The sequence below is a fragment of the Rhodoblastus acidophilus genome (assembly GCF_025961575.1).
GTDB classification, from domain to species: Bacteria; Pseudomonadota; Alphaproteobacteria; order Rhizobiales; family Beijerinckiaceae; genus Rhodoblastus; species Rhodoblastus acidophilus_C.
In genome coordinates this window covers 1-26108 of the sequence record NZ_JAOQNX010000022.1, presented here as the reverse complement: position 1 = coordinate 26108, position 26108 = coordinate 1, and the positions used below count along the sequence as shown (strand labels likewise).

21 protein-coding genes are annotated in these 26108 nt (G+C 63.6%); 5 read left to right on the top strand and 16 right to left on the bottom strand.

Annotation, left to right across the window (positions count from 1 at the left end; all coding sequences use genetic code 11):
- The first annotated feature begins 75 nt into the window (after positions 1 to 75).
- Positions 76 to 5304: a Calx-beta domain-containing protein gene (locus M2320_RS15680; RefSeq protein WP_264598068.1), complete on the top strand. Its 5229-nt coding sequence runs from the start codon at positions 76 to 78 to the stop codon at positions 5302 to 5304.
- Between the two features lie 12 nt (positions 5305 to 5316).
- Here the strand turns inward: M2320_RS15680 and M2320_RS15675 are convergent, their stop codons facing one another.
- The 3 genes from M2320_RS15675 to M2320_RS15665 are packed head-to-tail and all read right to left on the bottom strand — an operon-like array spanning position 5317 to position 10677.
- Entirely contained in the window at positions 5317 to 6744 is a 1428-nt protein-coding gene (locus M2320_RS15675) for an HlyD family type I secretion periplasmic adaptor subunit (RefSeq protein ID WP_264598067.1), read from the bottom strand.
- The gene (locus tag M2320_RS15670; RefSeq protein ID WP_264598066.1) at positions 6744 to 9368 is read right to left on the bottom strand and encodes a type I secretion system permease/ATPase; all 2625 of its coding nucleotides are present in this window, start codon (positions 9366 to 9368) and stop codon (positions 6744 to 6746) included. The genes M2320_RS15675 and M2320_RS15670 overlap by 1 nt, the downstream gene beginning before the upstream one ends.
- A 55-nt stretch (positions 9369 to 9423) precedes the next feature.
- Positions 9424 to 10677: a hypothetical protein gene (locus tag M2320_RS15665; protein WP_264598065.1), complete on the bottom strand. Its 1254-nt coding sequence runs from the start codon at positions 10675 to 10677 to the stop codon at positions 9424 to 9426.
- Between the two features lie 545 nt (positions 10678 to 11222).
- Here M2320_RS15665 and M2320_RS15660 point away from each other — a divergent pair.
- On the top strand, positions 11223 to 11891 hold the full coding sequence (locus M2320_RS15660) for a trimeric intracellular cation channel family protein (RefSeq protein ID WP_264598064.1): 669 nt from the start codon (positions 11223 to 11225) through the stop codon (positions 11889 to 11891).
- 131 nt (positions 11892 to 12022) lie between these two features.
- Here the strand turns inward: M2320_RS15660 and M2320_RS15655 are convergent, their stop codons facing one another.
- The 4 genes from M2320_RS15655 to M2320_RS15640 are packed head-to-tail and all read right to left on the bottom strand — an operon-like array spanning position 12023 to position 15291.
- Positions 12023 to 12256: a hypothetical protein gene (locus tag M2320_RS15655; protein ID WP_264598063.1), complete on the bottom strand. Its 234-nt coding sequence runs from the start codon at positions 12254 to 12256 to the stop codon at positions 12023 to 12025.
- Positions 12257 to 12311: 55 nt separating this feature from the next.
- Positions 12312 to 12782 (bottom strand): TadE/TadG family type IV pilus assembly protein, encoded by a 471-nt coding sequence (locus M2320_RS15650; protein ID WP_264598062.1) that lies wholly within the window; start codon positions 12780 to 12782, stop codon positions 12312 to 12314.
- Positions 12779 to 13360 carry a TadE/TadG family type IV pilus assembly protein gene (locus M2320_RS15645; RefSeq protein WP_264598061.1) on the bottom strand — a complete coding sequence of 194 codons (582 nt, stop codon included), beginning with the start codon at positions 13358 to 13360 and terminating at the stop codon, positions 12779 to 12781. The genes M2320_RS15650 and M2320_RS15645 overlap by 4 nt, the downstream gene beginning before the upstream one ends.
- Positions 13357 to 15291, bottom strand: coding sequence for a hypothetical protein (locus M2320_RS15640; protein WP_264598060.1), 1935 nt, complete (start codon positions 15289 to 15291; stop codon positions 13357 to 13359). Before M2320_RS15640 ends, M2320_RS15645 begins: the two co-directional genes overlap by 4 nt.
- Before the next feature lie 250 nt (positions 15292 to 15541).
- Between M2320_RS15640 and nikR the strand changes: the two genes are divergently transcribed.
- Positions 15542 to 16015 carry a nickel-responsive transcriptional regulator NikR gene (nikR, locus tag M2320_RS15635; RefSeq protein ID WP_264598059.1) on the top strand — a complete coding sequence of 158 codons (474 nt, stop codon included), beginning with the start codon at positions 15542 to 15544 and terminating at the stop codon, positions 16013 to 16015.
- 43 nt (positions 16016 to 16058) lie between these two features.
- Here the strand turns inward: nikR and M2320_RS15630 are convergent, their stop codons facing one another.
- The 8 genes from M2320_RS15630 to M2320_RS15595 form a co-directional block, all read right to left on the bottom strand.
- Positions 16059 to 16796: an energy-coupling factor ABC transporter ATP-binding protein gene (locus M2320_RS15630; RefSeq protein WP_264598058.1), complete on the bottom strand. Its 738-nt coding sequence runs from the start codon at positions 16794 to 16796 to the stop codon at positions 16059 to 16061.
- Complete coding sequence (gene cbiQ / locus M2320_RS15625; protein ID WP_264598057.1) at positions 16793 to 17557, bottom strand: cobalt ECF transporter T component CbiQ; 765 nt, start codon at positions 17555 to 17557, stop codon at positions 16793 to 16795. The genes M2320_RS15630 and cbiQ overlap by 4 nt, the downstream gene beginning before the upstream one ends.
- Positions 17550 to 18164, bottom strand: coding sequence for a cobalamin biosynthesis protein CbiM (locus M2320_RS15620; protein WP_264598056.1), 615 nt, complete (start codon positions 18162 to 18164; stop codon positions 17550 to 17552). Before M2320_RS15620 ends, cbiQ begins: the two co-directional genes overlap by 8 nt.
- The gene (gene cbiM, locus M2320_RS15615; RefSeq protein ID WP_264598055.1) at positions 18161 to 18787 is read right to left on the bottom strand and encodes a cobalt transporter CbiM; all 627 of its coding nucleotides are present in this window, start codon (positions 18785 to 18787) and stop codon (positions 18161 to 18163) included. The genes M2320_RS15620 and cbiM overlap by 4 nt, the downstream gene beginning before the upstream one ends.
- A 12-nt stretch (positions 18788 to 18799) precedes the next feature.
- Positions 18800 to 19579 carry a DUF4198 domain-containing protein gene (locus M2320_RS15610; RefSeq protein ID WP_264598054.1) on the bottom strand — a complete coding sequence of 260 codons (780 nt, stop codon included), beginning with the start codon at positions 19577 to 19579 and terminating at the stop codon, positions 18800 to 18802.
- A 458-nt stretch (positions 19580 to 20037) separates the two neighbouring features.
- Positions 20038 to 20565, bottom strand: coding sequence for a PAS domain-containing protein (locus tag M2320_RS15605; protein WP_264598053.1), 528 nt, complete (start codon positions 20563 to 20565; stop codon positions 20038 to 20040).
- 38 nt (positions 20566 to 20603) lie between these two features.
- A complete protein-coding gene (locus M2320_RS15600; protein WP_264598052.1) occupies positions 20604 to 21932 on the bottom strand; it encodes a methyl-accepting chemotaxis protein in 1329 nt (442 codons plus the stop codon).
- Positions 21901 to 22428, bottom strand: coding sequence for a PAS domain-containing protein (locus M2320_RS15595; RefSeq protein ID WP_264598125.1), 528 nt, complete (start codon positions 22426 to 22428; stop codon positions 21901 to 21903). Before M2320_RS15595 ends, M2320_RS15600 begins: the two co-directional genes overlap by 32 nt.
- Before the next feature lie 448 nt (positions 22429 to 22876).
- On the opposite strand from M2320_RS15595, the gene M2320_RS15590 reads away from it, so the two are divergent.
- Positions 22877 to 23215, top strand: coding sequence for a hypothetical protein (locus M2320_RS15590; protein WP_264598051.1), 339 nt, complete (start codon positions 22877 to 22879; stop codon positions 23213 to 23215).
- A 123-nt stretch (positions 23216 to 23338) separates the two neighbouring features.
- On the opposite strand, the gene M2320_RS15585 is transcribed toward M2320_RS15590, so the two are convergent.
- Positions 23339 to 24358, bottom strand: coding sequence for a class I SAM-dependent methyltransferase (locus M2320_RS15585; RefSeq protein WP_264598050.1), 1020 nt, complete (start codon positions 24356 to 24358; stop codon positions 23339 to 23341).
- Between the two features lie 823 nt (positions 24359 to 25181).
- On the opposite strand from M2320_RS15585, the gene M2320_RS15580 reads away from it, so the two are divergent.
- Positions 25182 to 26108 (top strand): pre-peptidase C-terminal domain-containing protein (locus M2320_RS15580; RefSeq protein WP_264598049.1); only part of this gene is annotated, 927 nt, incomplete at its 3' end.

The window sequence follows — 26108 nt, the reverse complement described above, 5'->3', positions numbered from 1 at the left end:
AGATGATCGGACGCGCTCTTCCTCGGCTAGACTTGCGCCGCCGTCTCGTGCGGCGCGCTGCGGCGGGAGGCTGCGATGACCACATCGACCATAGATCTCGTCCTGTCCGGACTCTCCGATCCGAACAATTATCCGCCGCAAAACGCCCTGGCGGTCAGCGGGGCGTTCATCGTGACGGCCGAAAGCTCCAAAATCCGTTGGACGAACCTGACCGGCGGCGCTGTCGTGGACACGTCTCTTTATAACGTGTTCGCCGCGCTGCCGGCGGCGCAACGCAATTCGTTGCTCGACGCCCGCGTCGTCTTTGATTCCATTAACCAGCGCTTCGTCGTCATGGCGATGAATCTGGGATCCGGGGTCAGCAACATCAACATCGCCGTCTCGAAGACCGCCAATCCAAACGACGGCTGGTGGGTCGGCTCGGCCAACGCGCTTCTGACGATCAATGGCGTGGCGACCTATGCCGACATGCCATATCTCTCGGTGGACGGAGCGAATATCTACGTCAGCGAACCGCAATATGGTTCGGGGCTGCAGGGCACGCAAAACTGGGTGTTCAGCCACAGCATCTATGACGGCGGCGCCTTGACGACGGTCGCCAGCGAAGTCGCGCCGCCAGCGCAAGGCATTTACAGGAATATCGCCGGCGGGAACGGCCTGACCTATTACGTCGCCGTCACGCCGCAGAACGGCCAAAGCGTGCTGTCTTTCCAGACCTACAACGTCTCGAACACCCTTTTCAGCGCCTTCACCACGCTGGCCCTGGGCAACAGCGATCAGGGAACGGGCGGAGCGAATTATACGATCGAACAGCAAGGCACGACGCTTCTGCTCGATGCGTACGATTCGCGGCTCGCCAGTTTGGCCTATAGCGGCAACTTTCTTTACGGGCTGAGCGAGGTCAAACTTCCGGGCGCGAACACGCCGAGCATTCATTGGTTCAAGCTGGACGTGACGAACGCCGCCGCGCCAACCGTGGCCGCGCAAGGCGACATCACCGGCGCAGCCATCGGCCAAGGCGTTGGCGTCTTCAACGGCTCGCTGGCGGTCGACGCCGCCGGGGACCTGCTGGTGAATTTCACCGCCAGCAGCGCCTCGATGTATCCTTCCGATTATTACGTCTACCTTGCGGCGGGACAGACCGTTTTCAGCGCCCCGGTTCTCTACCAGGCGAGCTCGGGCTATTTTGATTCCGGGGCTGCCGGCGCGCAAAGGTGGGGCGCATATTCGACGGCCGTTGCCGACCCGGCCGACCCCAACGGCTTCTGGATCTCGAACGAATATGTGGCCAACAACTGGTGGCAGACGTCCATCGCCCAGATCAGCCTGTTTGCGGACACGAGTGTCAACATTTCGATCAGCGACGTGTCGATCGCGGAGGGCAATTCGGGAACGAAGATCGCCACCTTCACGGTGAGCCGCACGGGAACGGCGGCCTTCTCCGTCAATTACGCGACCGCCAACGGAACGGCGACCGCCGGCAGCGACTATGTCGCGGCGTCGGGCGCGCTCACGTTCGCGCAAGGCCAGACCTCGCAAACGATCTCGGTGACGATCAACGGCGACACGACGATCGAGCCCGACGAAACTTTCTTCGTCAATCTCGCCAACCCCACCAATGGCGGCGTCCTCACCAAGGCGCAGGGCGTGGGAACACTCACGAATGATGACGTCTCGGCGACCCCGGTCACGTTTGAAAAACGCGTGTCCGCCTCGATCGACGATGTCGAGCAGTTCGCTTCCGGCTCCGTTTACACCAACAGCTCCGATCTCGAACTGACCGACGACGTCCAGACCACGGGAGGGACCGGCCAGACCGTCGGCATCCGCTTCACCGGGGTGAACATTCCCGTTGGCGCCACCATCACCAACGCCTACATCCAGTTCCAGGCCAAGGAAGTGTGGACCGGAGCGACCTCGGTCACGATCCGCGCCGACGCCAGCGCCAACGCCGCCGCCTTCACCACGGCGACGAACAATGTCTCGTCCCGGACCAAAACCTCGGCGAGCGTCGGCTGGACCATCGCGCCCTGGAGCACGATCGGCGCGGCGGGCGTCGACCAGCGCACGCCCGACCTGACTTCGGTCGTGCAGCAGATCGTCAACACCAGCGGTTGGGCCGCGCTCAACAGCATGGCCTTTATCGTCACAGGCTCCGGCACGCGCACGGCCTGGGCCTATGACGGCAACGCCGCGGCCGCGCCGCTGCTGCACATTGAATATACGATGGCGCCTCTGGTCGTTGGCGACATCTCGATCAGCGACGTGTTGATCACTGAAGGGGATTCTGGAACGAAGACGGCGACCTTTACGGTGAGCCGCACGGGAACGGCCGCCTTCGCCGTCAATTATGCGACAACGGACGGAACCGCGACCGCCGGCAGCGATTATGTCGCGGCGTCGGGCGCGCTCACGTTCGCGCAAGGCCAGACCTCGCAAACGATCTCGGTGACGATCAACGGCGACACGACGGTCGAGCCCGACGAAACGTTCTTCGTCAATCTCACCAACGCCACCAACGGCGGCGTCATCGCCGTTTCGCAGGGCGTGGGGACCATCACGAACGATGATGCGGCGCCCGTGGTCGGAAACATTTCGATCAGCGACGTGTCGATCGCGGAGGGCAATTCGGGAACGAAGGTCGCCACCTTCACGGTGAGCCGCACGGGAACGGCGGCCTTCTCCGTCAATTACGCGACGGACAACGGAACGGCGACCGCCGGCAGCGACTATGTCGCGACGCAGGGCGTGCTTACCTTCACGCAAGGCCAGACTTCGCAAACGATCTCGGTGACGATCAACGGCGACACGACGATCGAACCCGACGAAACTTTCTTCGTCAATCTCGCCAACCCCACCAATGGCGGCGTCCTCACCAAGGCGCAGGGCGTGGGAACACTCACGAATGATGACGTCTCGGCGACCCCGGTCACGTTTGAAAAACGCGTGTCCGCCTCGATCGACGATGTCGAGCAGTTCGCTTCCGGCTCCGTTTACACCAACAGCTCCGATCTCGAACTGACCGACGACGTCCAGACCACGGGAGGGACCGGCCAGACCGTCGGCATCCGTTTCACCGGGGTGAACATTCCCGTCGGCGCCACCATCACCAACGCCTACATCCAGTTCCAGGCCAAGGAAGTGTGGACCGGAGCGACCTCGGTTACTATCCGCGCCGACGCCAGCGCCAACGCCGCCGCCTTCACCACGGCGACGAACAATGTCTCGTCGCGGACCAAAACCTCGGCGAGCGTCGGCTGGAGCATCGCACCCTGGAGCACGATCGGCGCCGCCGGCGTCGACCAGCGCACGCCCGACCTGACCTCGGTCGTGCAGCAGATCGTCAACACGAGCGGCTGGGCCGCGCTCAACAGCATGGCGTTCATTGTCACCGGGTCCGGCACGCGCACGGCCTGGGCCTATGACGGCAACGCCGCGGCCGCCCCGCTGCTGCACATCGAATATACGATGGCGCCTCTGGTCGTTGGCGACATCTCGATCAGCGACGTGTCGATCACTGAAGGGGATTCTGGAACGAAGACGGCGACCTTTACGGTGAGCCGCACGGGAACGGCCGCCTTCGCCGTCAACTATGCGACGGCGGACGGAACCGCGACCGCGGGAAGCGACTACGTCGCCGCTTCGGACGCGCTGACTTTCGCGCAAGGCCAGACCTCGCAGACGATCTCGGTGACGATCAACGGCGACACGGCGGTCGAGCCTGACGAATCCTTCTTCGTCAATCTCTCCAACGCCACCAACGGCGGCGTCATCGCCGTTGCGCAAGGCGTGGGGACCATCAGGAACGACGACGGCGGCGGCGTCAACCACCAGCCAACCAACATCGCGTTGACCACGACTCAATCATTCAAGGAAAACGTCGCTGGCGCAGTGGTTGGAACGCTGGCCACCACGGATGACCCCGGCGACACGCATACTTACACGGTCGACGATTCGCGGTTCGAGGTCGTTGGCAATACGCTTAAACTGAAGGCGGGGCAGCGTCTGGATTACGAGCGGACGCCCAGCGTCAATCTATCCGTCACCTCGACCGATCAGGGCGGCTTAAATTTTACCAAGCAGTTCAGTGTCGCTGTTGGGGATGTCGCCGAGGTCAGGTTTGCGGCGTTCGGCGATCAGGGCGGCAACGGCTCGGGGGTACAGGCCGTCGCCAATCTGGTTTCGGCCATGAACGTCGACTTCATTGTCACGACCGGAGACAATGTGTACGTCAGCGCGCCCATCGATGAGCAGATCGGGCGCTACTACTCGAATTATATCGGGAACTATGGTGGCGCCTATGGCGCCGGAAGCGCCATCAACCGCTTCTTCCCCACAATCGGCAATCACGAATATGAAGATCCCGCCGGCGGCGCGAACGCGATCAATTACTACAATTACTTCAACTTGCCGGACAACGAGCGCTACTATGACTTTCAGATGGGCTCCATCCACTTCTTCTCGCTGAACAACACGCAATACGAGCCGGACGGGTACACGGCGAATTCGACCCAAGCCCGTTGGTTACAGTCAGGACTTGCGAGTTCGGATGCGGCCTTCAACCTGGTGCTCGGCCATTATCCGCCTTACTCCTCGGGTGTGGAACATGGATCGCAAACGTCCGCTCAATGGCCTTTCGAAAATTGGGGCGCCACCGCCGTTCTGAGCGGGCACGATCACGACTACGAACGGGTCATGCGCGATGACAATTCGGATGGCAGCGTCATGCCCTATTTCGTCACGGGGCTGGGCGGGGCCCAAAGGTACGGGTTCAGCACGCCGGTCGCGGGCAGCCAAGTCCGCTACAACGCCAACGACGGGACCATGCTGATTCAGGCCAGCGACGCCACCATCACGTTCGAGTTCTGGTCCGTCGCTAACGGCGGAACGCTGATCGACACCTACACCATCGATCGTCAAGGCGCCGATCCGCTGCTCGCCAGCGGCGATAACGTCATGAACGGCAGTTCGAGCTCCGACTACATGAACGGGCTTGCAGGCAACGACCGGCTCGAGGGCAAAGGCGGCGCGGACACGCTCATCGGCGGAACGGGATCGGACACTTTTGTGTTCAACCCGGGCTTCGGAAAGGACGTCATCGCCGATTTCACCGTTTCTGGTTCCGAGCACGACACCATCGAGTTCTCGAAAAGCGTGTTCGCCGACTGGATCAGCCTGGTCAACGGCATCAGCGACAGCGCCCAGGGAGCGGTCATCACGGTTGACGCCAACACCGCGATTACGCTCAGCGGCGTGACGGCGTCTCAACTGATCGCCAACCCGGCCGATTTCAAATTCGTCTGAATGGGCTCGGCGTCACCGCTCGCGCAGCGCCTCCTGCCCGGCCTTTTCGAGCGGCGACAGCAGATAGCTGATGATGCGCCGCGACCCCGTGCGAATCTCGACCGTCACGGCCATGCCGGGACGCAGCGGCGTCGGCTTGCCGTCGATCTGCATCTCAGCCTTGTCCAGCGCGATTCGTGCGACATAGTCGAGCGCGGGCGCCTGTTTCTCGCCGCCCTGCGACGGCCGCGCCTCAGCCGGCTTGGCCTGAGGCGCGGCGTCCTGGGAGACATGCGCCACGACGCCGCGCAGCAAGCCGTAGCGGGTGAAATTGAACGTTTCGACCTTGATCTCCGCGTTCTGGCCCGGATGCACGAAGCCGACGTCGCGATTGCCGAGCGTGGCCTCGATCTCGACGGCGTCGCCGTCGGGCACGATCACCGCCAGCGTCTCGGCGGGCGAGACGACGCCGCCCACCGTATGCGCGGCGAGTTGTTGCACGACGCCATCCACCGGCGCCGCGAGCTTTTGCAGACCGGCGCGGCGCTCGGCCTTCAAGGCGTCCTGCGCAAGCCCCGCGGCGCGCTGTTCGGCCTTGGCGAGATCGGCGTAGACGGCGTGGCGGTATTCCGCCTCGGTGCGGCCGCGGACCTCGCGCAGGGCGGCGATCGCGCTGTCGGCCTCGCGCAGCCGCCTCCGCTGCACCTCTGCGTCATGCTTCATGCCGATGAGATCCTGATATTCGGTGAGATAGACGAGCTTGCTGCCGAGCGCCTTGTCGTAAAGGGTTTTGCGCACGTCCACGCGCTCCTGAAGCACCGGGATGGTCGCTTCGATCCTGGCGATCTGGGCGTCGACCGTTGCGCGTTCCGCCTCTTTCTGCCCCTCCTGGCGCATGAGTTCCGCGCGCTTCGCCGCCTGTTCCGACGTTTCGCTGGTCAGGAACTGGCGCTGCGTCTCGACCTGTTCCGGCGTCGCGCCTGGAGGCGGCGTGAAAAAATCCGCCGGGTTCGCATCGGGTTGAGCGAGCCAGTTCAACGCCGCGCGCAAGCGCGCCACATCGAGTTGCGCGGAGAGAAGATCGCCGCGCAAATGTTCGAGCTCCGCGCCGGTGGTGGTCGGATCGAGCTCGATCAGGATTTCATTGGCCTTCACCCGCTGTCCGTCGCGGACATGGATGGCGCTGACGACGCCGGCCTCAAGAGGCTGCACCAATTTGGTGCGGCCGCTCGGCACGAGCTTGCCGCTGGCGGTCGCGACGATGTCGACCTGGCCGAAGGTCGCCCAGATCAGCGCGAAGCAGAAGATCGCCACGATGGTCGCGCCGACGGCGCGTCCGAGAGGCGACGGCGGCGTCTCCGTGATTTCCAGCGCGGCGGGCAGGAAGGCGATGTCCTGTGCAGTCGGCTGCGCGGTTTTGCGCAGGGGAAACGGGACGATCTTCTGGCTGGGCGACGTCATCAAATCCCCGCCTGCATCTGGTGCAGAGACGCGTAGCGGCCGCCGCGCCGCAACAGCTGCTCATGCGAGCCGTCTTCGACGATTCGCCCATTTTCGAGCGTGATGATGCGGTCCGCGTTGCGCACGGTCGAGAGCCGGTGCGCGATGACGAAAACGGTTCTGCCCGCGGCGATGCGCTTCATGTTCTGCTGAATGACGCGCTCGCTTTCATAGTCGAGCGCGCTCGTCGCCTCGTCCAGGATCAGGATGCGCGGATCGGTGACCAGCGCGCGCGCAATGGCGATGCGCTGCCTTTGCCCGCCCGAAAGCGAACCGCCGCGTTCGCCGACGATCGTGTCGTAGCCGTCGGGCAGTTCGAGGATGAAGTCGTGCGCGCCGGCGAAACTGGCGGCGGCGATGACGCGGTCCATCGGAATCGACGGGTCGGCGAGCGCGATATTGTCGCGGATCGAACGGTTGAACAGGGTGGCGTCCTGCATCACCACGCCGATCTGGCGCCGTAGCCAGGCGACGTCGACCATGGCGAGATCGACGCCGTCGACGAGCACGCGGCCCTTTTCCGGCACGAACAGCCGCTGCGCCAGCTTGGCGAGCGTGCTCTTGCCGGAGCCGGACGAGCCGACGATGCCGATCATCTCGCCGGGGCGCACGGTGAACGTGATGTCGTCGAGCGTCGTCACGCCATCGATGCGGTAGCGGAAGCTCACGTGTTCAAAAGTCACCTCGCCGCGGATCGCCGGCAACGCGACCCGGCCGGGCGAAAAACTCGGCTCCGGCGCGGTGTTGAGAATATCCCCCATGCGATCGATGGAGAGGCGCGCCTGGTGGAATTCCTGCCACATCTGGGCCAGACGCAACACCGGCGCGCAGACGCGGGCGGACAGCATGTTGAAGGCGACGAGTTCGCCGACGGTCAGGTCGCCGTCGATCACCAGGCGCGCGCCGACATAAAGCGTTGCGGCGACGACCAGTTTGTTGATGGTCTGCACGGCCTGGCTGGCGTTGTTGTTGAGGGTCAGCACCTTGAAGCTCGACGCCACATAGCTGGCGAGCTGCTCCTCGTAGCGGCGCTGCATCTGCGGCTCGACCGCCATGGATTTCAGCGTTTCGACGCCGGTCACGCATTCCACGAGAAAAGCGTGGTTCTCCGAGCCGCGCCGGAATTTCTCGTCGAGGCGCTGGCGGAACAGCGGCGCAGCGAACACGGAAATGCCGATGTAAAGCGGGATCGAAGCGAGCACGATCCCGGTCAGCGCCGGCGAATAGTTCAGCATCACCGCGAAAAAGGCGAGGGTGAAGAACAGGTCGACGACCAGCGTGAGGGCCGAACTCGTCAGGAACTGGCGAATGTTTTCGAGTTCGCGCACCCGCGCCAGGGAATCGCCGACCCGGCGCGCCTGGAAATAGGCGATGGGCAGCGCGAGCAGGTGACGAAACAGCCGCGCGCCCAGCTCCACATCGATCCGATTGGTCGTATGGGTGAAGAGATAGGTGCGCAGCGCGCCGAGAACGCCTTCCGCGAGCGTCACGGCGACGAGGCCGCCGATCAGGACGTCGAGCGTGCTCAGGCTCCTGTGCGCCAAAACCTTGTCGATCACCACCTGAAAGAACAGCGGCGACACCAGGGCGAACAGTTGGAGGAAGAAGGAGGCGACGAGCACTTCGCCGAGCAGGCGACGATATTTGTGCATGGCGCCGACGAACCAGCTGATGTCGAACCGGCGCGTGACGTCCGCGAGCGCGCTGCGGCGCGCCATCAGCAACAGGCGGCCGTCCCAAAGCTGCTCGAGCTCGTGGCGCGTGATCTTTTCCGGGCCGGGCGCGGTCGGCCTCTGAACGAGCGCCGCGCCATCGGCGATCTTGCCGACGATGATAAAACTGCCGTCGCGCAACGCGGCGACGCCCGGCAGCGGCGCGCGCGCCAGACGGTCCCAGTCCATCCGGCGCACGCTGGCTTTCAGGCCCAGGTCGCGCGCGCAGCGCAGCATTTCGACCAGACCGACCTGCGCGGCCCCCAGCCTGTGGAGAATCTGCGTGGGGTCGACGCTGATCCCATGGCAGCCCAGCAGCAGAACAAAGGCGCCAAGGCCGGTCTGGTCGCCCTCGGCGGCGCCCGCCTCAAAGGCGATATGCTCCGAGCGGGACGCGGGCCAGAAGGCCTTGCATTTCTTCACGAGCGCGCGGCCGAACCGCCGGAGAGGCGCGACGGCGCGCGCGACGCGCGGCATCGAATCTTGCGAAGGCGCGCCGAGGACGACGCGGCCCGTCCAGACGCGCTCAAAAACCGCGCGGGGCATGAGCTCGACCTTGGGCCCGCGCTCCGCCCGGCGCACGACGGCGACGCCAGCGTCGCCGACGCGTCCGACGACGAGGTAGCCGCCGTCGCGCAATTCGGCCAGCGCCGGAGGGGGCGCCGCCGCCAGGCCGGCCCAATCCGTCGAGCGGACCTGCGCGCGAAGTCCCGCCGCATGCGCGCGGGCCGCCAGGACTCGCGGACTGCAACGCCCTGGCCCCGCGCCGCGCGCCGCCTCCGCCCGCGCCTCGGCGACGCCGCTCAGACGCAAGAAGAACGACAGCGCCTCGGCGTCGGATTCCAGGGCATACGAATTTTCTTGCCGAGACATGGCCCCGCCATCGACTGAGATGAGGAGCGCGCCCGAGGGCGCGCGAAAGATCCGGTCAGTAATGACGCGGCGACGACAGGAAATCGTGGGCCTGGTGATGCCCGGTCGCGCCGACGCTCAGCGTGTCCGCGCCTGAGGTCGCGCCGACATCGCCCGCCATCGCCTGGTTCAGCAAGGCGAGCTGGCTCGTCTGCGCGGCGGTCGCGCCAGTGGCGATCGTGATCGTCTGCGCGGTCGAGCTGTAGGCGACCCCCGCGACCGTATCGCTGGCGGTGATCGTCAGTGTGGCGGTGGGATGGCCGGAGCGGCGATAGTTCGACGTCAGGGTCAGGCCGCTGTTGACCTGGTCCTGCGTCAGCGTGATCGACGAACCGGAAAAGGTCTTGCCGTCGAGCTTGTCCGTAATGGACTCATAGCGCGCAAGACCGGTGATCGTGACCTTGACGTTCGTAGCGCCGGCTGGCGCGCTCTCGGTGAGTCCCAGGTCGACGGAACCGTGCGCCGCCACCGTGAGGGAGGTGTCGGCGATGGCGAGGGTCGGGTGTGGATCGACCGTCGGCGTTGGCGTCGGGGTCGGGGTCGGGGTCGGCGTCGGCGTGGGAGACGGGATCGGATCGGTCGAAGCAGCGCTGTTATGCGCGGCAAAGACCGCGAGCAGGCTGGGGTCCGTCGCGAGCGCCGTATCGCCATTCTGCGCGCCCCAGCTGTAGGCGTAGTCGAAGGCGGGATGGGGGACTACCGACGCCCAGGTCGCCAGAATCTGCTGGGCTTGCTGGGGCGTCGGAAGAATGTAGGTGTCATATCCGCCGCCGCCGAACGCCTGATAGACGGGCACGATGCTGGCGAGCGGAATGCCGGCTTTCTCCGCGGCCGCGACCGCCAGGGGAATGATGTTGTAATCGAGATTGTTCGGCACGTTGGTCTGCACCGGATAGGGATCGAGGCCATAGAGGTCGATTCCGGTGTTCGCTGGCGTGTAGTAGAACGTTGGATTCGTGTTGCTGCTGAGGTTTTGCTCAGTCATGTAAGTGATGGCGCCGGGAATGTTGGCCTTGATGTAAGCCGCTTCCGCTTTCAGGTTTGCGGCGGTCGTGGCGCTCGCGTCCGGCTCGTCGGCGAGATAGAAGCCGTAGAGGTTGGGATTGCCCTTGCAGGCGTCCACCGCGGCCTTGAACGCCGCCGTGACGCCGTCGGTCATGCCGAGATAGACGAGCCCCTTCACACCTGACGGCAGCGTGTTCAATTCGTCGGCCGAACCGACGTCGGCAAGGTTGAAACCGGCCGAAGCCGGCGCATACTCGCCATTCACGAAATTTCCATTCGCCGCGTAATGCAGTGAAGTCGTCGGACCAGTCGAAGCCATAACTACCCCTCAGGATTAGATTTTCTTGTGTCGTCGATGAATTTCGGGGACAAAATCGTTACGGTTTAGGTCAAAAATGTGGCGGACACGACTATGATTACACGTTTTCGTGATGCGTTGATTATTCAATATAATTGATACAGCGGATGTTTGAATACGTATTTTTCAATACGTCTTGTGGTGGGAAAAGCCTACCTCTTTTGGGTAAAACTGAGCCGGCGACCTCCGCCCCACGACTTCTGCTTGAACCGGCGCATACGAATCAGTCGCATCCGGACCTAAACGCAGACGGTCGGTGATTCATTGCGCCTGAAAGCGATGCGAGCCAATGGGGCGGGCGGCGTAAAAGACACAACCGTCGCGCGGCGCGTCTGCCGAGTTGCGCGCGAATGTGCGCCTGGAGAGCAAATCTCGCGGCAAGGAGGACGGGTTTATCGCTCATGCGCCTTCATCTATTGAAAGGGGAGGGAAGGACTGGTTGGTGGCGCATGATGATCGGCATCGAGACTTTTTTGCCCGTGGTCGAACTGGGGGGCACGTTCGTTTTCGCGATCAGCGGCGCGGTCGCCGCCGTCAACCGCCGCCTCGATCTTTTCGGCATTCTCGTCCTGGCGTTCGTCGCCGGGAATTTCGGCGGGATCACGCGCGATGTGCTGATCGGTGCGACTCCGGCCGCTGTGCTGACCGACGGACGCTATCTGCTGGTGTCCGTCCTTGCCGGCCTCCTCACCTTCTTCCTCTACGCTGGCGTCGCCCGGCTCAGCAGTCCGGTGCTCTGGTTCGACGCCGTGGGCCTGTCGTTTTTCGCTGTCGCCGGCGCGGAAAAGGCCGTCGAGTTCGGGCTGAGCCCGGTCATGGCGGCGCTTCTCGGCATGTTGACGGGAATCGGCGGCGGCATGATGCGGGACCTGCTCCTCAGGGACATTCCCGAGGTCTTGCACTCGGACCTCTACGCGGTGGCGGCGCTGGCCGGCGCCTCCATCGTCGTGATCGGGCATATGTTGGATGTTCCCTATGGAGTCTCGGCTCCTGTAGGCGCCGCCCTCTGCTTCATCCTTCGCTTCCTTGCCATCCGACACGGCTGGAATCTGCCTGCCGCGCGATTTTCCGCTGACGACGGGGCCAAGCCGGAACCGCCCGAGGACGGCGCATCGCGCTAAATCGCTTCGCATGCGAACGAGGCGGGTCCTTGGCCTCGTCCGCCAGTTCCTCGACGCGGGTGAGGCCGCCGCAGCTTTCGCAGACCAGAACCGCGCCAGGCCTCTTCTGGACTGCGACAGAGCGTCGAAGATCAGTGAAGGCGATAATTGTATTCGCGGGTGATGTTCTTCACCGTGGACGGGCAGGTCGTCCCAGGCTGCTGGCGCGTTTCGATGGTTCCGAACAGCTTGATGTACGTGCACCGCCGCGCCCAGATCTTGAAGTCATCCTCGGACCCGTTGAGATAGCCGATGTCGTAGTAGACGCTGTTGGCGATGAACAGCGCCAGCGCGCTGGGAATGAGAAAAACAAGCAACACACGCATGGGTCGGTCCATGATCAGGAGAGTGTTTTGCGAGAGACGCGCGCCTCGCAGATTTTCATGAACTGGGCGCCGGAAAGCACGCCGTTCCGGTCAAGGTCTTGTTCACCAGCCCCGGGAAAAGCGAGGCGATGAAGGTGGAGAACGGCGCGCTCAGCGTGACCTGGACATAGGCGCTCGAGCCGCTCATGCCCGCGCAGGATGTGGCCGTGCTCACCGCAATGTTCGACGAGGTCAGACTGACGCCCCACTTGCCCGCCTGCGTCTGCGCATAGCTTGTCGTCGCGGAGGAATTGTAGGCGCCGGACGCCGCGCAATTTGAAAGCGAGAGAGCAGCGCAGCGGGCCGTGTAACTCGCGGCGCTGCTCAGCGCCTGTTCGATCCAGATCGCGCGGGCGAATTCCGCGACGCCGAAGGAGATCAGCAGCAGCACGGGCGCCAGCACCGCAAATTCGACCGCGGATGCGCCACGCGCGCAGGACAGCAGCCGTTGCGCAGCCGCGCAAAGCTTGCAGGCTTTGTTCCTCATTGGACCTGCACCACGCTGACGCCGGTGATCGGCGAGCCGATCAAACCGGAGGGCAGGATGAAGGGCGTGTAAGCTTTGGTCGCGGTGAGCTGGATGAACTTGCCCGATGGCGCCCCTGAAGCGCAGGCCACGCCACAGGACACCGCCGCGCCCCAGTTCAGCGCGCTCTTGCTGCCGGTTGGGCAGTAGCAGGAATCCGCCGCCCCGGCGACGCCGCTCGCCGTGGCCACGCCCGACGAGACCCGCGCCGAGGGGCCATTGTTGACGACGACCGAAGCATCCGCCCAATTGGCGGCATGGGACGAGGCGATCAATGTGGCGAGCGTCGACGCCAATCCGGCGCCTCCCGTCGAACTGACCGAACTGGCGTTGTCGAGCGCATAGGCCGAGGCGGCCGACAGCGCGCTGGAGAGTTTGAATTTGGCGCGCAACGCCAAGCCGAAGTCGACGACGCAGCCGAGCGTCAGAAACAGGATCGGCGCGACAAAGGCGAATTCAACCGCGGCCGCCGCCCGCTCGTCACGCGAAATTTTCCGCATTTGCGCGCGCAGCCATGAGGAAAGGTTTTGCACCATCATTGCACCACCTGCGCTTTGCCCGATCCGCCGCCGCCGCTGGCGTCGCTGACGCAGGCCGAGGCGGCGGTCGTGCCGCCTGAAAGCGCGATCGTCGACGCGACGATTTGCAGGCATCCGCCTGGGATCGTCGCAATGCTGGCGCCGCCCGACATGTTGAAATCGGCTCTGGGCACATAGATGGCGCCGGACATGGCGGCGCCGGAGCCGCCGGTGAACACGGCGCTGGCCGAGCCCGACTGCGGGCCGACGAACAGCAGGCCCGACATGGTTCCGGAGCTCGGCGCGCTCAGCGTGACATAGTTGAAGCCGGCGGCGAAGCAAAGGCCGGCTTTGTCGCAGACGCCGCCGACCGCCGCGCTGGCGGCGTTGTAGACCAGCGTGACATTGGTTCCGCTCAGGCCGACGGTCGACCCGTTGCAGGTCACGGAGCCGCCGCCGTTCTGGCCGAAGGCGATGTAGCCGTTGATCGAGTAGGTTCCGGCGCCCAGGATCGTGCCGCCGGCGGATTTGAACGATCCCTTGATGTTGTGCTGGGAGGCGGCGGGAAGCGTCATGCAGCTGCCGCCGCCCGAAGCCGCGTCGATGACGCCGGCGACCTGAAACACGGAGTTGGAGCCCGTAGCGTCGCCAAGCGTCAGGGTCGCGCCGCCGCCAACCCAAAAGGCGTTGCCGTCGCCGGCGGCGCCGATCTGGAAGGAATTGTTCGACCCCGACCCCATCACGGTTTTGGACCCGCCGGAGACGTAAACGCCGTTGGAAATCTGGAAACTGCTTCCAGCGGCGAAGGTCAGGCTGGATGTGTTGCAAATGCTGTAGTTCTGCCCATTGCAGGAGGTCGAATTCGGACCAAAGCTGAAACTTCCCCCCGAGGTGAAGCTCGCCACGCTGCCGCCGCTGATCGTCAGCCCTTTCGCGAACACATAATTGCCGGGGCCGAAGGTGACGGTTCCCGTGCTGTTGAAGTTTGAGCTGAATGTGTAGGTCGAACTCGCTGAGCCCGCGGGGTTGAAGTTCAGGGACATGCCGCCGGCAAGGGTGATGCCGGAGAAATTATACGTCCCGCCCGCGGGACAATTGATGGTCCAGGTTGATCCGGAATTGGACGCGGAACAGGAGCCGGAGGTCTGGGTGGTGGTCGGATACCAGCCCAAATTGAAGGAGATCGTCCCGGTGGGAACGCTGGGGGCGGACGGGGAGGTCAGGGTGGAGATCGACGCCACATGGGATTCGGCGGCGCTCACGCCCGAAGTGCTCGCCAAGGGATCCGTGACGGAGGCCTGCTTGATCGTGCCGGCGGTGACTCCGGAACAGCCTTGGCTGAGACTGGTCCCGTAGGTGAGGCTTTTCGCGCGGATTGTCGTTCCGCAGGGCACGGTCACCGACGCGTTCGAGGCGACGCCGCAATTGGGCGCGCTGATCGCAGTTCCGCCGCTCAGCGTGATGCCGCCCGCGGCGTTCAGCGCCGTGATGCACGCCGTGGTCGGCGAACCGCCTATCTGCGCATAGGACTCCGCCTTGACATTGAGCGATTTGGCGGCGCCGAGCAGCGCGCCGAGGCCGAATGTCTGCGGCGTCGCGATCGAAACCTTGATCGCATTTTTCGACGCGTCCACCGGCGAATTCTCCAGGCTGACGCTTACGTAATTGCTGGCCACGCCGTTCATCGCGGCGACGTTTTGCGCGACCAAGGTCGCCGTGGTCATTGCGTTGGAGGCGCCGGTATTGGCCCCGTAATAGGTGGCGGCGGAATAGGCCGCCACATCCGCGATCCTCTGATTTTCCGTTTGCCGCTCGAGCCCCGCTCCGAATTCGGCGACCAATGATGCGAAACCGATCAGCCCCGTGAGCAGAAAGGCGCTCAACGCCATCACGCCGCCGCGCGTATCCGCGAGGAAGGAGAGGAGCGACCGTTTGCCAAGACCCAAAACCATCAGGCGACCCAGATACAATCAAGGCGTGCAATTAAGGTCTTGCTTTTTAAAGTAAGCGTGAACCTGACATTAGGAATGGAGTTAATAAGCGGAAATTTTTATGTTTTTTTGACGCGCTGGAATTTTATTCCAAAACGCAGGGTTGAGACGTCGGCCGTCGTTCGGAAATCTGTGGCGCGACGCGCGTGAACGCTTACCCGCGCCGAACGCATGCTTTAACCTGTGGTGAAAACACGGGCAGGAGACAGGCATGCAGAGGATCACGGTGACGCTCGATGACGATCTTGTCGAGGAACTCGACCGGTTCCAGCGCGAAAAGGGCTATCAGAACCGCTCGGAAACCCTGCGCGACCTCGCCCGCGCCGGCCTGAGCCAGAGATCCGCCGAACACGCGCAGGGCGCCTGCGTCGCCGCCCTGGTCTATGTCTATGATCACGAAACCCGCGCGCTTTCGAAACGGCTCGCCAACGCCCAGCATGATCATCACGACTTGTCGGTGGCGACGCTGCACGTCCATCTCGACCACGAGTCCTGTTTGGAGGTCGCGGTCTTGCGCGGCCAAAGCGGCGAGGTCCGGCATTTCGCCGAACATGTGATCGCCGAGCGCGGCGTGCGTCATGGACAGCTCACGGTCATTCCCGTCAATGTTTCGCACGAGAGCCATCCGCATGGCGGCGCGCATTCCCATCCGCACAGCCATGCGCATGTGCGCGAGGCTGGTTAGCCTTGCGCACGAAACCAAAAGCTTGCGCGAGGCTGGCTGACCCTCAGGTCGCCTTGGCGTGGGGATGGACGTGATCCTCGTCGGCGCCGTGGATGTGCAGATGATCGTGGCTGTGGACGTGGCGGTGCAGCACCGTGCGCCCGAGTCGCCCCTCCGCCAGCAACAAAGCGCGCGTCGTCAGCCGGGCGAGAAAATCCTGATCGTGGCTGACGATGACCATGGCCACGTCGAGCGCCGCCAAAATCTCGATCAGCCGGGCGCGATGGGCTTCGTCCAGCGCATTGGTGGGTTCGTCGAGCAGCAGGATTTTTGGGCGCATCGCGAGGACGCTCGCCAGCGCGACCAGGCGCTTTTCGCCGCCGGACAGCCGATGGGTGATGCGCCGCGACAAGGGGGTGAGGCCCAGGCGGGCAAGCGTGTCCTCGGCGCGACGCAGGGCGTCCGGCTGGGAGAGGCCGAGGTTGAGCGGTCCGAAGGCGACATCCTCGATCACCGTCGGCGAAAACAGCTGGTCGTCGGGGTCCTGGAACAGGAACCCCGCGCGGGCGCGCACGGCGCGAAAATCTTTTTCGGCGCGGCATTCCTGGCCGAAGGCGATCAAACGTCCCGCGCTTGGTTTTTCCAGTCCGACTAGCGTGCGCAGCAGCGTCGTCTTGCCCGCGCCATTGGCGCCGGCGATGGCGAGCCGCTCGCCGGAGGCGACCTCCATCGACGCCTCATTGAGCACTTTTCGCCCGCCGCGCGAGACGCAGATCGAGTCGAGCTTGAACAATGGGCTCATGTCAGCTGGTCCAGCGCAACAGCTGCGAGGATTGCGCTGGCGGCGCCGGCGGCGAACAGGGCGTCGCTTCGGCCCGGCCGTTCCTCGGCGGCGAGGACGAAACGCCCGGCAAAACCCCGGCAGCGCATGGCTTCGTCAATCCGCTCGGCGCGCTCCAGCGCGCGCACCAGCAATTGTCCGCAAAAAAAGCCGAGCGTGCGAAACGTGTGCAGCGAGGTCGAGGCCTTGAAGGCGCGCGCGCGCATGGCGTCGTGAAGGCGCAAACCTTCTTCCTTGATCAGCGCCACCCAGCGCGCGGCGAACAGCAGCAGATGCGCGAGTTTGTCCGGGACGCCCAGGCCCGCCAGCGCATGGCCGAACCGCACCGGCTCCATCCCGGCCAGCAGGATCAAGACCGCCAGCGCCGAAAAGTTGACGCGCAAACAGATTTTAAGCGCACGGTCCAAACCTGGGGCGGAAGGCTCCACGGGGCCGAGCGACAAAGCGGCGGGACCGGGAACGGTCAGCGGCAGCAGGATCAACAGGACCAGCAAAAACCCTTCGGCATGGAGCAGACGCCCGGCGATGTTTTTCCAATGCAACCCGCAAAACCACGCCAACGCCAAAAGCCCGGCGAGACCGGCCATCAAGACAAATGGCGAGCGCACGACCAGGGCGGCGACGACTAGGGCCAAGGCCGTGACGATCCGCGTGCGCGCGTCAAAACGGTCCAGCCAGGGGCGGGCCTCCGCCTCGTCGCAGCCATAGAGCGTTTCAGTCACGGTCGGAGGCCTTGCGGCGGCGCGCCAGACCCCAGAGCCCCATGCCCGCCAAACCCACGATCATGCCGATCCCGCCCATGACATCGTTCAGCCGCACCCGGCCCTCGGCGAGATCATAGGATTCGATCAAAGGCCGCAGCTGGCGCGCCACGGCTTTGTCAACCTGCGCCTCGACCAGGCGCGCCAAGGCGGCGGAATCGGGTTGCGCGCAGGCGCTGGTCTCCGGTTTTGGCGCGCTCGCGCTGGAGGGCGGCAGAGGGGTGGCTGGCGTTGGGGCTGCGGCGGGAGCGCCAAATCTGTCGGCCGCCAAAAAACCTTCGACCCAATGGCCGTCGCCAGCGTCGACCGTCACCGCATAATCCGCGGCGACGGGCGGCTTCCAGCGGAAGGCGCCGTGATCGTCGGTCTTGCCGCGATAGAGTTCATGGCCGCCGCCGTCCTTGACGATGACGGCGGAGCCTTCCGGCCGGCCGCTGCCGACGAAAAAGGCGTAGCCGCCGAGCGCGCCGTCCTCGACGGTGAGGAACAGTTTTAGGCGATGCGCCCAGGCGGGGCGGGGCGCCGCCAGCACGAGCAGCACAGCGCAAATCGGAAAAACCCGTTTCACGCCGCGCCCTCCGGCTGTGCGGTCAAGCCAAGGCTTTCCGGTTTCACGCGCTTGAGATAGGCGATGACGAAACCGGTGATCACCGCCTCGACCAGCGCCAGGGGAATATAGGTCAGCGCGATCACCCGCAGGCTCGGCAGATAATCCGCCGAGGACAGGGCGAGCGCCGCCGAGACGCAAGCCGTGGTTCCCAGGACGGAGAAAGCGGCGACGCCGGCGCCGATCGCCGCGGCGCCAAAACCCTGCGCCCGCGCCAGCAGGGGGCGCGCCAGCAGCGCGGCGGCGACGCCGGGAAAGGCGATGTTGACGAGATCGACGCCCAGCGACGTCAGGCCGCCGAAGCCGAACAGAACGGCCTGGAGCAGCAGCCCGACGAAGACGGCGGGAATGGCGCGCAGGCCCAGCACCAGCCCCATCAGGCCGGACAGCAGCAGATGCACGCTCGACGGCCCCACGGGAACGGCGACCAGCGAGGCGACGAAGAAGGTCGAGGCCAGGATCGCCGTCTTGGGGATTTCGGACTCGTCGAGACGCCGCAGGCCCAGCGTCAGGCCGCCAACGGCCAGCACCGCGCCGCCGATGAGCACCGGAGCGGAGAGCACGCCGTCGGGAATATGCGCCATGGCTCGAAAATCCTATTTGGCCGAGGCCGCCGCCGTCGCAGGGAAATCGGTGGCCTTGACCCAGAACAGCCCGCCAAGCTCCGTCTTCGCCGGGCCGCCGTCCGGCGCCTTGGCGGCGGGGCCGTCGATCAAGGCCGCAAAACCCCACCAGCCCGCATGCGGCAGGGCGTAAGCGAACACGCCATTCTGGTCCGCTTTGATTTTTTGGGTGATGAAGGCTTCGTTCGGCGCCTTCACTGATCCGTCATTGGCCCATTCCACCTCGATTTCGGCGAAGGGAACGGGCTTGTTCTTGGCGCGGACGATGCCGCGAAACAGACTGCCGGTCCACAGGCCGGTCGGTCGCGTCAACGGCTCGATCTCCACCGGCAGGCCGGCGAGCTTGTCCCAGCCTTCGCCCGACGCGTAGCTGTCGACCACCACCTTGGCCATATGGGTGATCCATTTCTTCTCGGCCGGCTCCCAATAGGGCTGCGGCTCGACGAAAAACACGGCCGCGCCAGGCTTGTCCAGTTTTGTCGCCAGCGTCCAGGCCGTCTTGCCCTCCAGCTTCTTTTCCGTGAGGGCGCTGGTCAAATCCACCGGTTTGCCGTCGATGAGCGCGCCGACGCGCTTCGGTCGCGCCATCTCCATCACCGGTCCCCGCTCCATCGGATGGGTGAACGTCAGATCGAGCGTGACCTCGCCGCCTTCCGGCAGCACGTCCGCGGAAGGAATGATTTCCTGGAAATGGGCGAGCGCTGGAGCTTGAGCGAGGAGGAGGGCGGCGAAAGCAACGGATGCGCGAAACATCAGGCGATTCCTGTGCGGGCGACGCGGCAGATAAGCATAGTTTTAGAAAAAATCATACCCTTGGCGCGACACCCTCGAGTCGGCTTTCGTCCTTCTTCCATTTGTGGGCGAAACCCGGCGCGATCGTCGTCGCCACGATTTCGACCCGGCCTTCGGGCGTTCTCAAGGCAGCCTCGCCAGGAGGCGGTTCTCGACCAGCACGATCATCCGGTTTTCATGGACTGAAGGCGATCGATGGTTTGCTCGGGGTCACGACGACCGCCTCAGAGCCTTCACGCCGAACCGGCATCCGCTTCGTTCGAAAATGTTTTTTGGCAGGCTGCTGAAAAAGCCGTGGGCCGCCCCCGCCCTTCGAGACGCCCGCCAAGGCGGGCTCCTCAGGGTGAAGGCTAATTTATTAGTCTATATAGAGAAATCCATGATGGTGAGGAGGCTGCGCAGCAGCTTTCCGCAGCCTGCTAAACCAGAGAGAAAACCAATTCGTCGTAGCTGCGCGCCTTGCTCTGCACGACATCCGTGAATTGCTTGTAGGACGCCGCCAGGCCGTCTTTGGCGTTGGCCGTCGCCGTCTCGGTCTTCAGCAAGGTCTCGTAGAGCGGAACAATGGCGTCCCTCACGATGCTTGGGTCCGGCGCGCGACGGTTGGAATGGAAGCCGAACAGATTTCCGGCCCCGTCATAGGACGGGGTGACATGGGCGAAGACCCAATAGTGATCGCCGGTCTTGGCCATATTCTTCACATAGGCGAAGATTTCGTGGCCTTCGAGGATGCGCTCCCACATAAATTTGAACACCGCCCGCGGCATGTCGGGGTGGCGGACGATGGAATGCGGCGCGCCGATCAGCTCCTTCTCGCTATAGCCCGCGACAGTGCAGAACACTCGGTTTGCGTAAGTGATCCGTCCCTTCACGTCAGTTTTCGAGACGATGATCTCGTCGCGATCGAAAAAGACTTCGCGCTGGGTCGGCTGAATCACATTCGTCATGGCCGTCTTCCCGGTTATGGAGCCGCATTGGGTGTGGGTCACGCCGCCTGGGATCGCCGGCCGCTGGCGACTTCGCGCGCCAGTTTGAGGAAGTCGGCGACCGACTGGTCGAGGCGTCCGACTTCGTTCGCCAGCGCGCCGGAAATTTTCGCCACATCATGCGCGGCCCGGCCGCTGTCATTGGCGACCGTGTTCACCACCGTCGCATTGTTCGTCACCGCCGCCGTCGCATCCGTGACGGTTTGCATGGTCCGCGCGATTTCCTGGGTCGCCAGCGATTGCTGCTCGGTCGCCGCGGAAATCGCCGAGGCGATTTCGACCACTTCCGAGGTCGTTTGCCCGATGGCGAAAATCGAGTGCAGGCCGCGATCGGATTTGGCCTGAATGTCGGCGATCCGCGCCTTGATCTGCTCGGTCGCGTCGGCGGTTTGCGCCGCCAGATTCTTGACTTCCGTCGCCACCACGCCGAACCCGCGTCCATGATCGCCGGCGCGCACCGCCTCGATATTGGCGTTCAGCGCCAGGGTGCGCGTCTGGGTCGAAATGTTGGCGATCAGCTCGACCACCTCGGCGATTTCGTGAATGGCGGCGGTCAATTCGGTCATGGCGTCGCCGGCGACGGAGGATTGCTGCTGCGCCGAGCGCGACACATCCAGGGCGCGGCGCGTTTGCGCGGCGATCTCGCTCGCCGAAGCCGTAAGCTGCTCCGAGGCGGAGGAGACCGTGGACACGCTCGCCGAGGTTTCCGCCGCCTGCTGGGTGATCGCGCCGGACCGTTCCTGCGTTTCCGTGGCGGCCACGTTCATGGTCTTCGCCGCGCCGTCGAGCACCTGGACTTCACTCGCCAGCACGCCTGACACCGCGCCCACGGTGCGGTCGAATTCGCCGATCACTTGCGAAAAGCCGCTCAGCCGCGCGTGAATGGTGACCACGGCTTCGTTCATCGTCTGCGCGCCCCGGGCGAAGGTTCCCGCGAGGCCGCGTTCGACGATCCGCCGGTGGAATTCGCCGTCGCGCACGCAGGCGAGCGTCGCCGTCGCCTCGCGCACGAAGGCGTCGACAAGATCGAGCGCGCGGTTCAGGTCATCGGCCAGGGCCAGCATCTCGCCGCGATCGCGCGTCAGCACGAGGCGCGGCTCGAGATCGCCCTTGGCGGCGCTCGCCAGAACGGCGCTGACCGCCTTGAGCGTGGCGCGGGCGTGCCTGAGCCGCGCCATCGCCACGCCGGCGCATAGGCTCGCGGCGCCCAGGGCGGCCGCGTCGAGGATGCGGTCGTTGAACAGGGAGATGATCGCGCCCGCGAGGGCCACGATGGCGGTCAGGCGGACAAGCCATTCAGCTTGCGAGAGAGAAGACGAATTGGTCATAGGTGACGCCCGCTTGTGCGAGAATTGCGTTGAGGTGGGCGCGCGATTGCGCGAGCCCGTTGGCGCGATTGGCGTTGTTGTCCTCGATCTCTCGAAGCTTTCGATAGATCGGCTTGATTTTTTCGACGGCGGCCGGATGGGGGACGCGGCGGTTGGAATGGAAGCCGACGATCTCGCCGCTGGCGCCAAAGGTCGGCGTCACATGGGCATGGACCCAATAATGGTCGCCGTTGGCCGCGAGATTGACGACATAGGCGAAGATTTCCTTGCCCGCGGCCAGGCGCTCCCAGAGCAGCGCGAACACGGCGCGGGGCATGTCGGGATGGCGGAGAAAAGAATGGGGCGCGCCGATGACCTCCCGCTCTGTCAGTCCGGCGACGTCGAGGAACACGCGATTGGCGTAGGTGATGGTTCCCTTGAGGTCGGTCTTCGAGACGATGATGTCCCTTTCCGGAAAGCGACGTTCAACGCCGGTTGGAGCGACGCGTGACAGCAGCTTCTGCTTGATCGGCCCCAGGGGCGCTGATCGGAAACTTGGGAGCAAGGCACAATTCCTGAGGAAACGCTTGGGGACAATCACGTAGCGAAACTCGCGGCTGACGCTTGCGTCAGGCTTGCGTTAGGTAAGAGGCTGATTTCCATTGTATTTGAGCGATATAGGCTGACGGGGCGTCCGTGAGGTTCGATGAGGGCGCGGACGCGGTTCTGGAGGCGGTGAGGTCTTTCATCGCGTTTCGGCCGACACACCCGCGTTCAATGTCTGTGAGCGAACGGCCGTTGCGTCGCGCGACGATCGTCTCCAGCCATTTTGAGACCTCGTCCCGTGTCGCTCTGCGCTGGATTGGGCGCGAAATGTGCGGGCCGATTCTACTCCTGGTTCGCAGCAGTCGCATGGGACTGCATTTTGTTCGCAATGCTCTGGCGGCGACCAGAAGGGGACTGCAATGGGGTCTTTGTCGAGCGTGTCGCAGCAATTGACGGGGTTGCTGGATTCGGCGCCGATGAAGACGGGCGCCGGGAATACGCTCGCCGCCGCCAAAGCCATTGGCGCGTTGTCCTCGACCGCCAAGACCTATGCCGACTGGGTCGGCGCGACGGACGCCACGGTTGTCTTCCAATTCACCCTGTCGTCGCTCTCGACTGTCTCACTGCAACGCGCCGGCTTCGCCTCCGCCTTGAGCTACAACGGCCTGATCAGCGACACGCTCGCGGCGCACCTCGGACGGCGCCGACACCGAAGTTGTTTGGGGTCGTTCGGATTTTCCATCCTGCGGCAGGAATGACTGCTGTTCAAGGTGACGGCAAAGCGCCAGCCGGTCAAAAAATTCGCGTCCGCCGGGCTGAGTTCACCCGCCACGCCATGCCTGGAAATACCCGTTTTTCAAAGCGCGGCGGCGTCCGCGTCCTCAGATCGGCGCGGGCCGATCCTTGCGGCTGCCGATGAAGAACAGGCCTTCCGGCCGCAGCAGCCGCGCCGCGCGCATGAAGCGGTCGGTCCAGCATAGGGCTTTCACGATTCTGCGGTCACGTTCGGTTTCCATCCGGTAATTGCAGCCGTAGATGCTGTCCGAAACCCTACGCAGGAAGGTCATGCCACGGCCGTAATGGATGGTCTTAAAATGTTTCGTCAGCAACTCCGGTATGTCGCCCGAGCGGATGCACTCGAAGGTCCAGCCGCTGCGGTCGTATTCGTTGTAATAGCGGTCGACGCGTTTCTCGCCGGGATAATCCTGGTGGTTGATCCGCAGCCGCGAAGGCAGCAGCAGGAACAATAGCCCCAGGAACACGCGAGTCGCTGGGAACAGGAACATGCCGCTGCGCATCACCGGCTCGTAGGTCACGAACATGCCGTTGTCGTTGAGGGCGTCGTGGATGCGATCCAGTACCGCCTCAAGCTCGACGAAATGGTGGAGCGCCGCGCAGATGATCACCAGATCGTATTTTTCGGTGAAGACGGTCTCGTTCAGGTTGGCGACCATTGGCTTGAGATTCAAGCCCCGCTCCTGGGCGCGACGCGTTGCGTCCTTGATCAAATTTTCATTGAGGTCCAGACAATCGATGACATAGGGCTTGGTGAACTTTTCCGCGATTTCCATTTCGACGGCGCACGGGCCGCTGCCCACGGAAAGGATGCGCGTGTTTTCGCGGCTATTGACGATGTGGCGGATGAAATCCCAGTAATCCATGCCCTTATAGCCGGACAGGCGGCGCTCCAAAATAAGGTATTCGAAGACGAATCTATTGTTCGGCGCAGCCTCGTGGCCGGTGGCGTCGCGCGGCTTCGTGTCGAAAGTCCAGTTCTCGTTGATGATTCTCTGCTCGTAGCTGACGTTCGTTTTCTTGAAGTCTTCGACGGTTTTTATTTCGACCGGTTGGTGGTGGTCGACGATAATCGTTTCGTAGAAATCTTTGAAAGAGTTGAGCAAATGGACCTCCATGACAGCAATTGTCTGTATTTTTTTATTGCTTGCCTGTCGTAAAAGCAGCTACCGAGTAACTAATAGGTCATAATTTTGTTTTTTTGTCAATAAATATCGCAAATATTGAAGGTGGGCGCGCGTGGCTCCGTATTGGGGGGTAGGGCGTGTCTAGAATAGGTGAGCGGCGGATTTTCATTGTATTTGAGCGATATAAGTTGGCGGGGTGTCTTCAAGGTTCGATGAGGGCGCGGACACGGTTCTGGAGGCGGTGAGGTCTTTCATCGCGTTGCGGGCGACACGCCTGCGTTCAATGTCTGTGAGCGAACGGCCATTGCGTGGCGCGAGGGCCGTCTTTAGCCATTTTGAGACCTCGTCCCGTGTTGCTCTGTGCTGGATTGGGCGCGAAATGTGCGGGCCGATTCTCCATATGGAGGCGGGCGGCAATTCGAAGCTCTCATTTGGAGATTCGCGCAAATGCTGTGAAATCATCAGCTTCGTTGCTGTTGACGCAGCTGTTTTAATTCGTTATTTCTAACCTATAACGTAGCTGTGCGCGTTTTTCGTGCACAACTTCAGGTAGGTATTTGAAACCAACGAACGTCTTCGCGGCGGAGTTGAGGGGAATGATTTCGGTGTTGCGGAATTTGGAGTCTAATTTTTTGGAATTATTGGATAATTCTTAAAGCGCTCCATCCACCCAGGCAGCAACAAACGTTCTTCGTCCAGCGCCGGTCCTGCAAGACGCGCCCGCATGAACTGCTGGTCCACAGCAGCCGCGCGGGACGGCATTTGTTCGCAATGCTCTGGCGGCGACCAGAAGGGGACTGCAATGGCTGGAAACGCTTCGCAAAAGGGAACTGGCGCTTCGACTCTCGCTGCGGCCGCTTCGCTGGGGACTCTCACTTCGACGGCGACGGTGGTTTCCGATTTCGTCGGCCAGGCGGTTCCGGACGACTGGTACAAGTTCAGCGTCGGGTCGTTGTCGAATGTGTCGCTGCAATTGGCGGGGTTGCTGGATTCGGTGTCGATTTCGCTTCTCGACGCCAACGGCAATCAGATCCGCTCCTATTCCGCGTCTTCGTCCAATCCGGCGCTGTTTTTCTCCGATCTCGCCGCCGGGACCTATTACCTCCACGTCAATTCGACCAACGACACGCCTTTCACGCTGAGCGCTTCGGCGACGGCGCTGCCGAATGCGACCGGGCAAAGTTTCGCCGCCGCCACCGCCTTGGCGGCGCCCACGGCGACGGTCGCCAGCGTGTCCGACTGGGTCGGCGCCGCCGCGCCCAACGATTTTTATACGTTCACGCTCGCGAGCGCGGCGACCGTCAATTTCAAGCTCGGCTCGACCCTGGATTCGCTCACCCTCTATGACGCCAATGGCGCCGAGATCGCCTCGGCCTCGCCCGGTTCGGGCTACCCGCTGCTGTCCAACGCGCTCGCCGCCGGGACCTATTACGTCAAGGTCAATAGTTCCTACGACAACGCCTATACCCTGTCCTATTGGACCGGCGCGCCCACGGTCGGGACCGCGTCGGCGACGGACAACGCCGGCAACGACATTGCTGGAGCCAACGCCACCGCGCTCGGCGCGCTGACCGCCGCCGCCAAGACCGTGGCCGGTTGGGTCGGGACCTCCGACACCGATGATTATTATAAAGTCTCCGTCACCGGCCCGACGACGGTGGCGCTGTCCCTTTCGGGGGTGAGCGGCAACCCGCTGCTCTCTCTCTACGACGCCTCGGGCAATGAGATC

Excerpts from the sequence above, each read along its gene's own strand:
- M2320_RS15680 (WP_264598068.1), top strand. The coding sequence starts at position 76 with ATGACCACATCGACCATAGATCTCGTCCTGTCCGGACTCTCCGATCCG.
- M2320_RS15675 (WP_264598067.1), bottom strand. The coding sequence starts at position 6,744 with ATGACGTCGCCCAGCCAGAAGATCGTCCCGTTTCCCCTGCGCAAAACC.
- M2320_RS15670 (WP_264598066.1), bottom strand. The coding sequence starts at position 9,368 with ATGTCTCGGCAAGAAAATTCGTATGCCCTGGAATCCGACGCCGAGGCG.
- M2320_RS15660 (WP_264598064.1), top strand. The coding sequence starts at position 11,223 with ATGATCGGCATCGAGACTTTTTTGCCCGTGGTCGAACTGGGGGGCACG.
- M2320_RS15655 (WP_264598063.1), bottom strand. The coding sequence starts at position 12,256 with ATGCGTGTGTTGCTTGTTTTTCTCATTCCCAGCGCGCTGGCGCTGTTC.
- M2320_RS15650 (WP_264598062.1), bottom strand. The coding sequence starts at position 12,782 with ATGAGGAACAAAGCCTGCAAGCTTTGCGCGGCTGCGCAACGGCTGCTG.
- M2320_RS15645 (WP_264598061.1), bottom strand. The coding sequence starts at position 13,360 with ATGATGGTGCAAAACCTTTCCTCATGGCTGCGCGCGCAAATGCGGAAA.
- M2320_RS15640 (WP_264598060.1), bottom strand. The coding sequence starts at position 15,291 with ATGGTTTTGGGTCTTGGCAAACGGTCGCTCCTCTCCTTCCTCGCGGAT.
- nikR (WP_264598059.1), top strand. The coding sequence starts at position 15,542 with ATGCAGAGGATCACGGTGACGCTCGATGACGATCTTGTCGAGGAACTC.
- M2320_RS15630 (WP_264598058.1), bottom strand. The coding sequence starts at position 16,796 with ATGAGCCCATTGTTCAAGCTCGACTCGATCTGCGTCTCGCGCGGCGGG.
- cbiM (WP_264598055.1), bottom strand. The coding sequence starts at position 18,787 with ATGGCGCATATTCCCGACGGCGTGCTCTCCGCTCCGGTGCTCATCGGC.
- M2320_RS15610 (WP_264598054.1), bottom strand. The coding sequence starts at position 19,579 with ATGTTTCGCGCATCCGTTGCTTTCGCCGCCCTCCTCCTCGCTCAAGCT.
- M2320_RS15605 (WP_264598053.1), bottom strand. The coding sequence starts at position 20,565 with ATGACGAATGTGATTCAGCCGACCCAGCGCGAAGTCTTTTTCGATCGC.
- M2320_RS15600 (WP_264598052.1), bottom strand. The coding sequence starts at position 21,932 with ATGACCAATTCGTCTTCTCTCTCGCAAGCTGAATGGCTTGTCCGCCTG.
- M2320_RS15590 (WP_264598051.1), top strand. The coding sequence starts at position 22,877 with ATGGGGTCTTTGTCGAGCGTGTCGCAGCAATTGACGGGGTTGCTGGAT.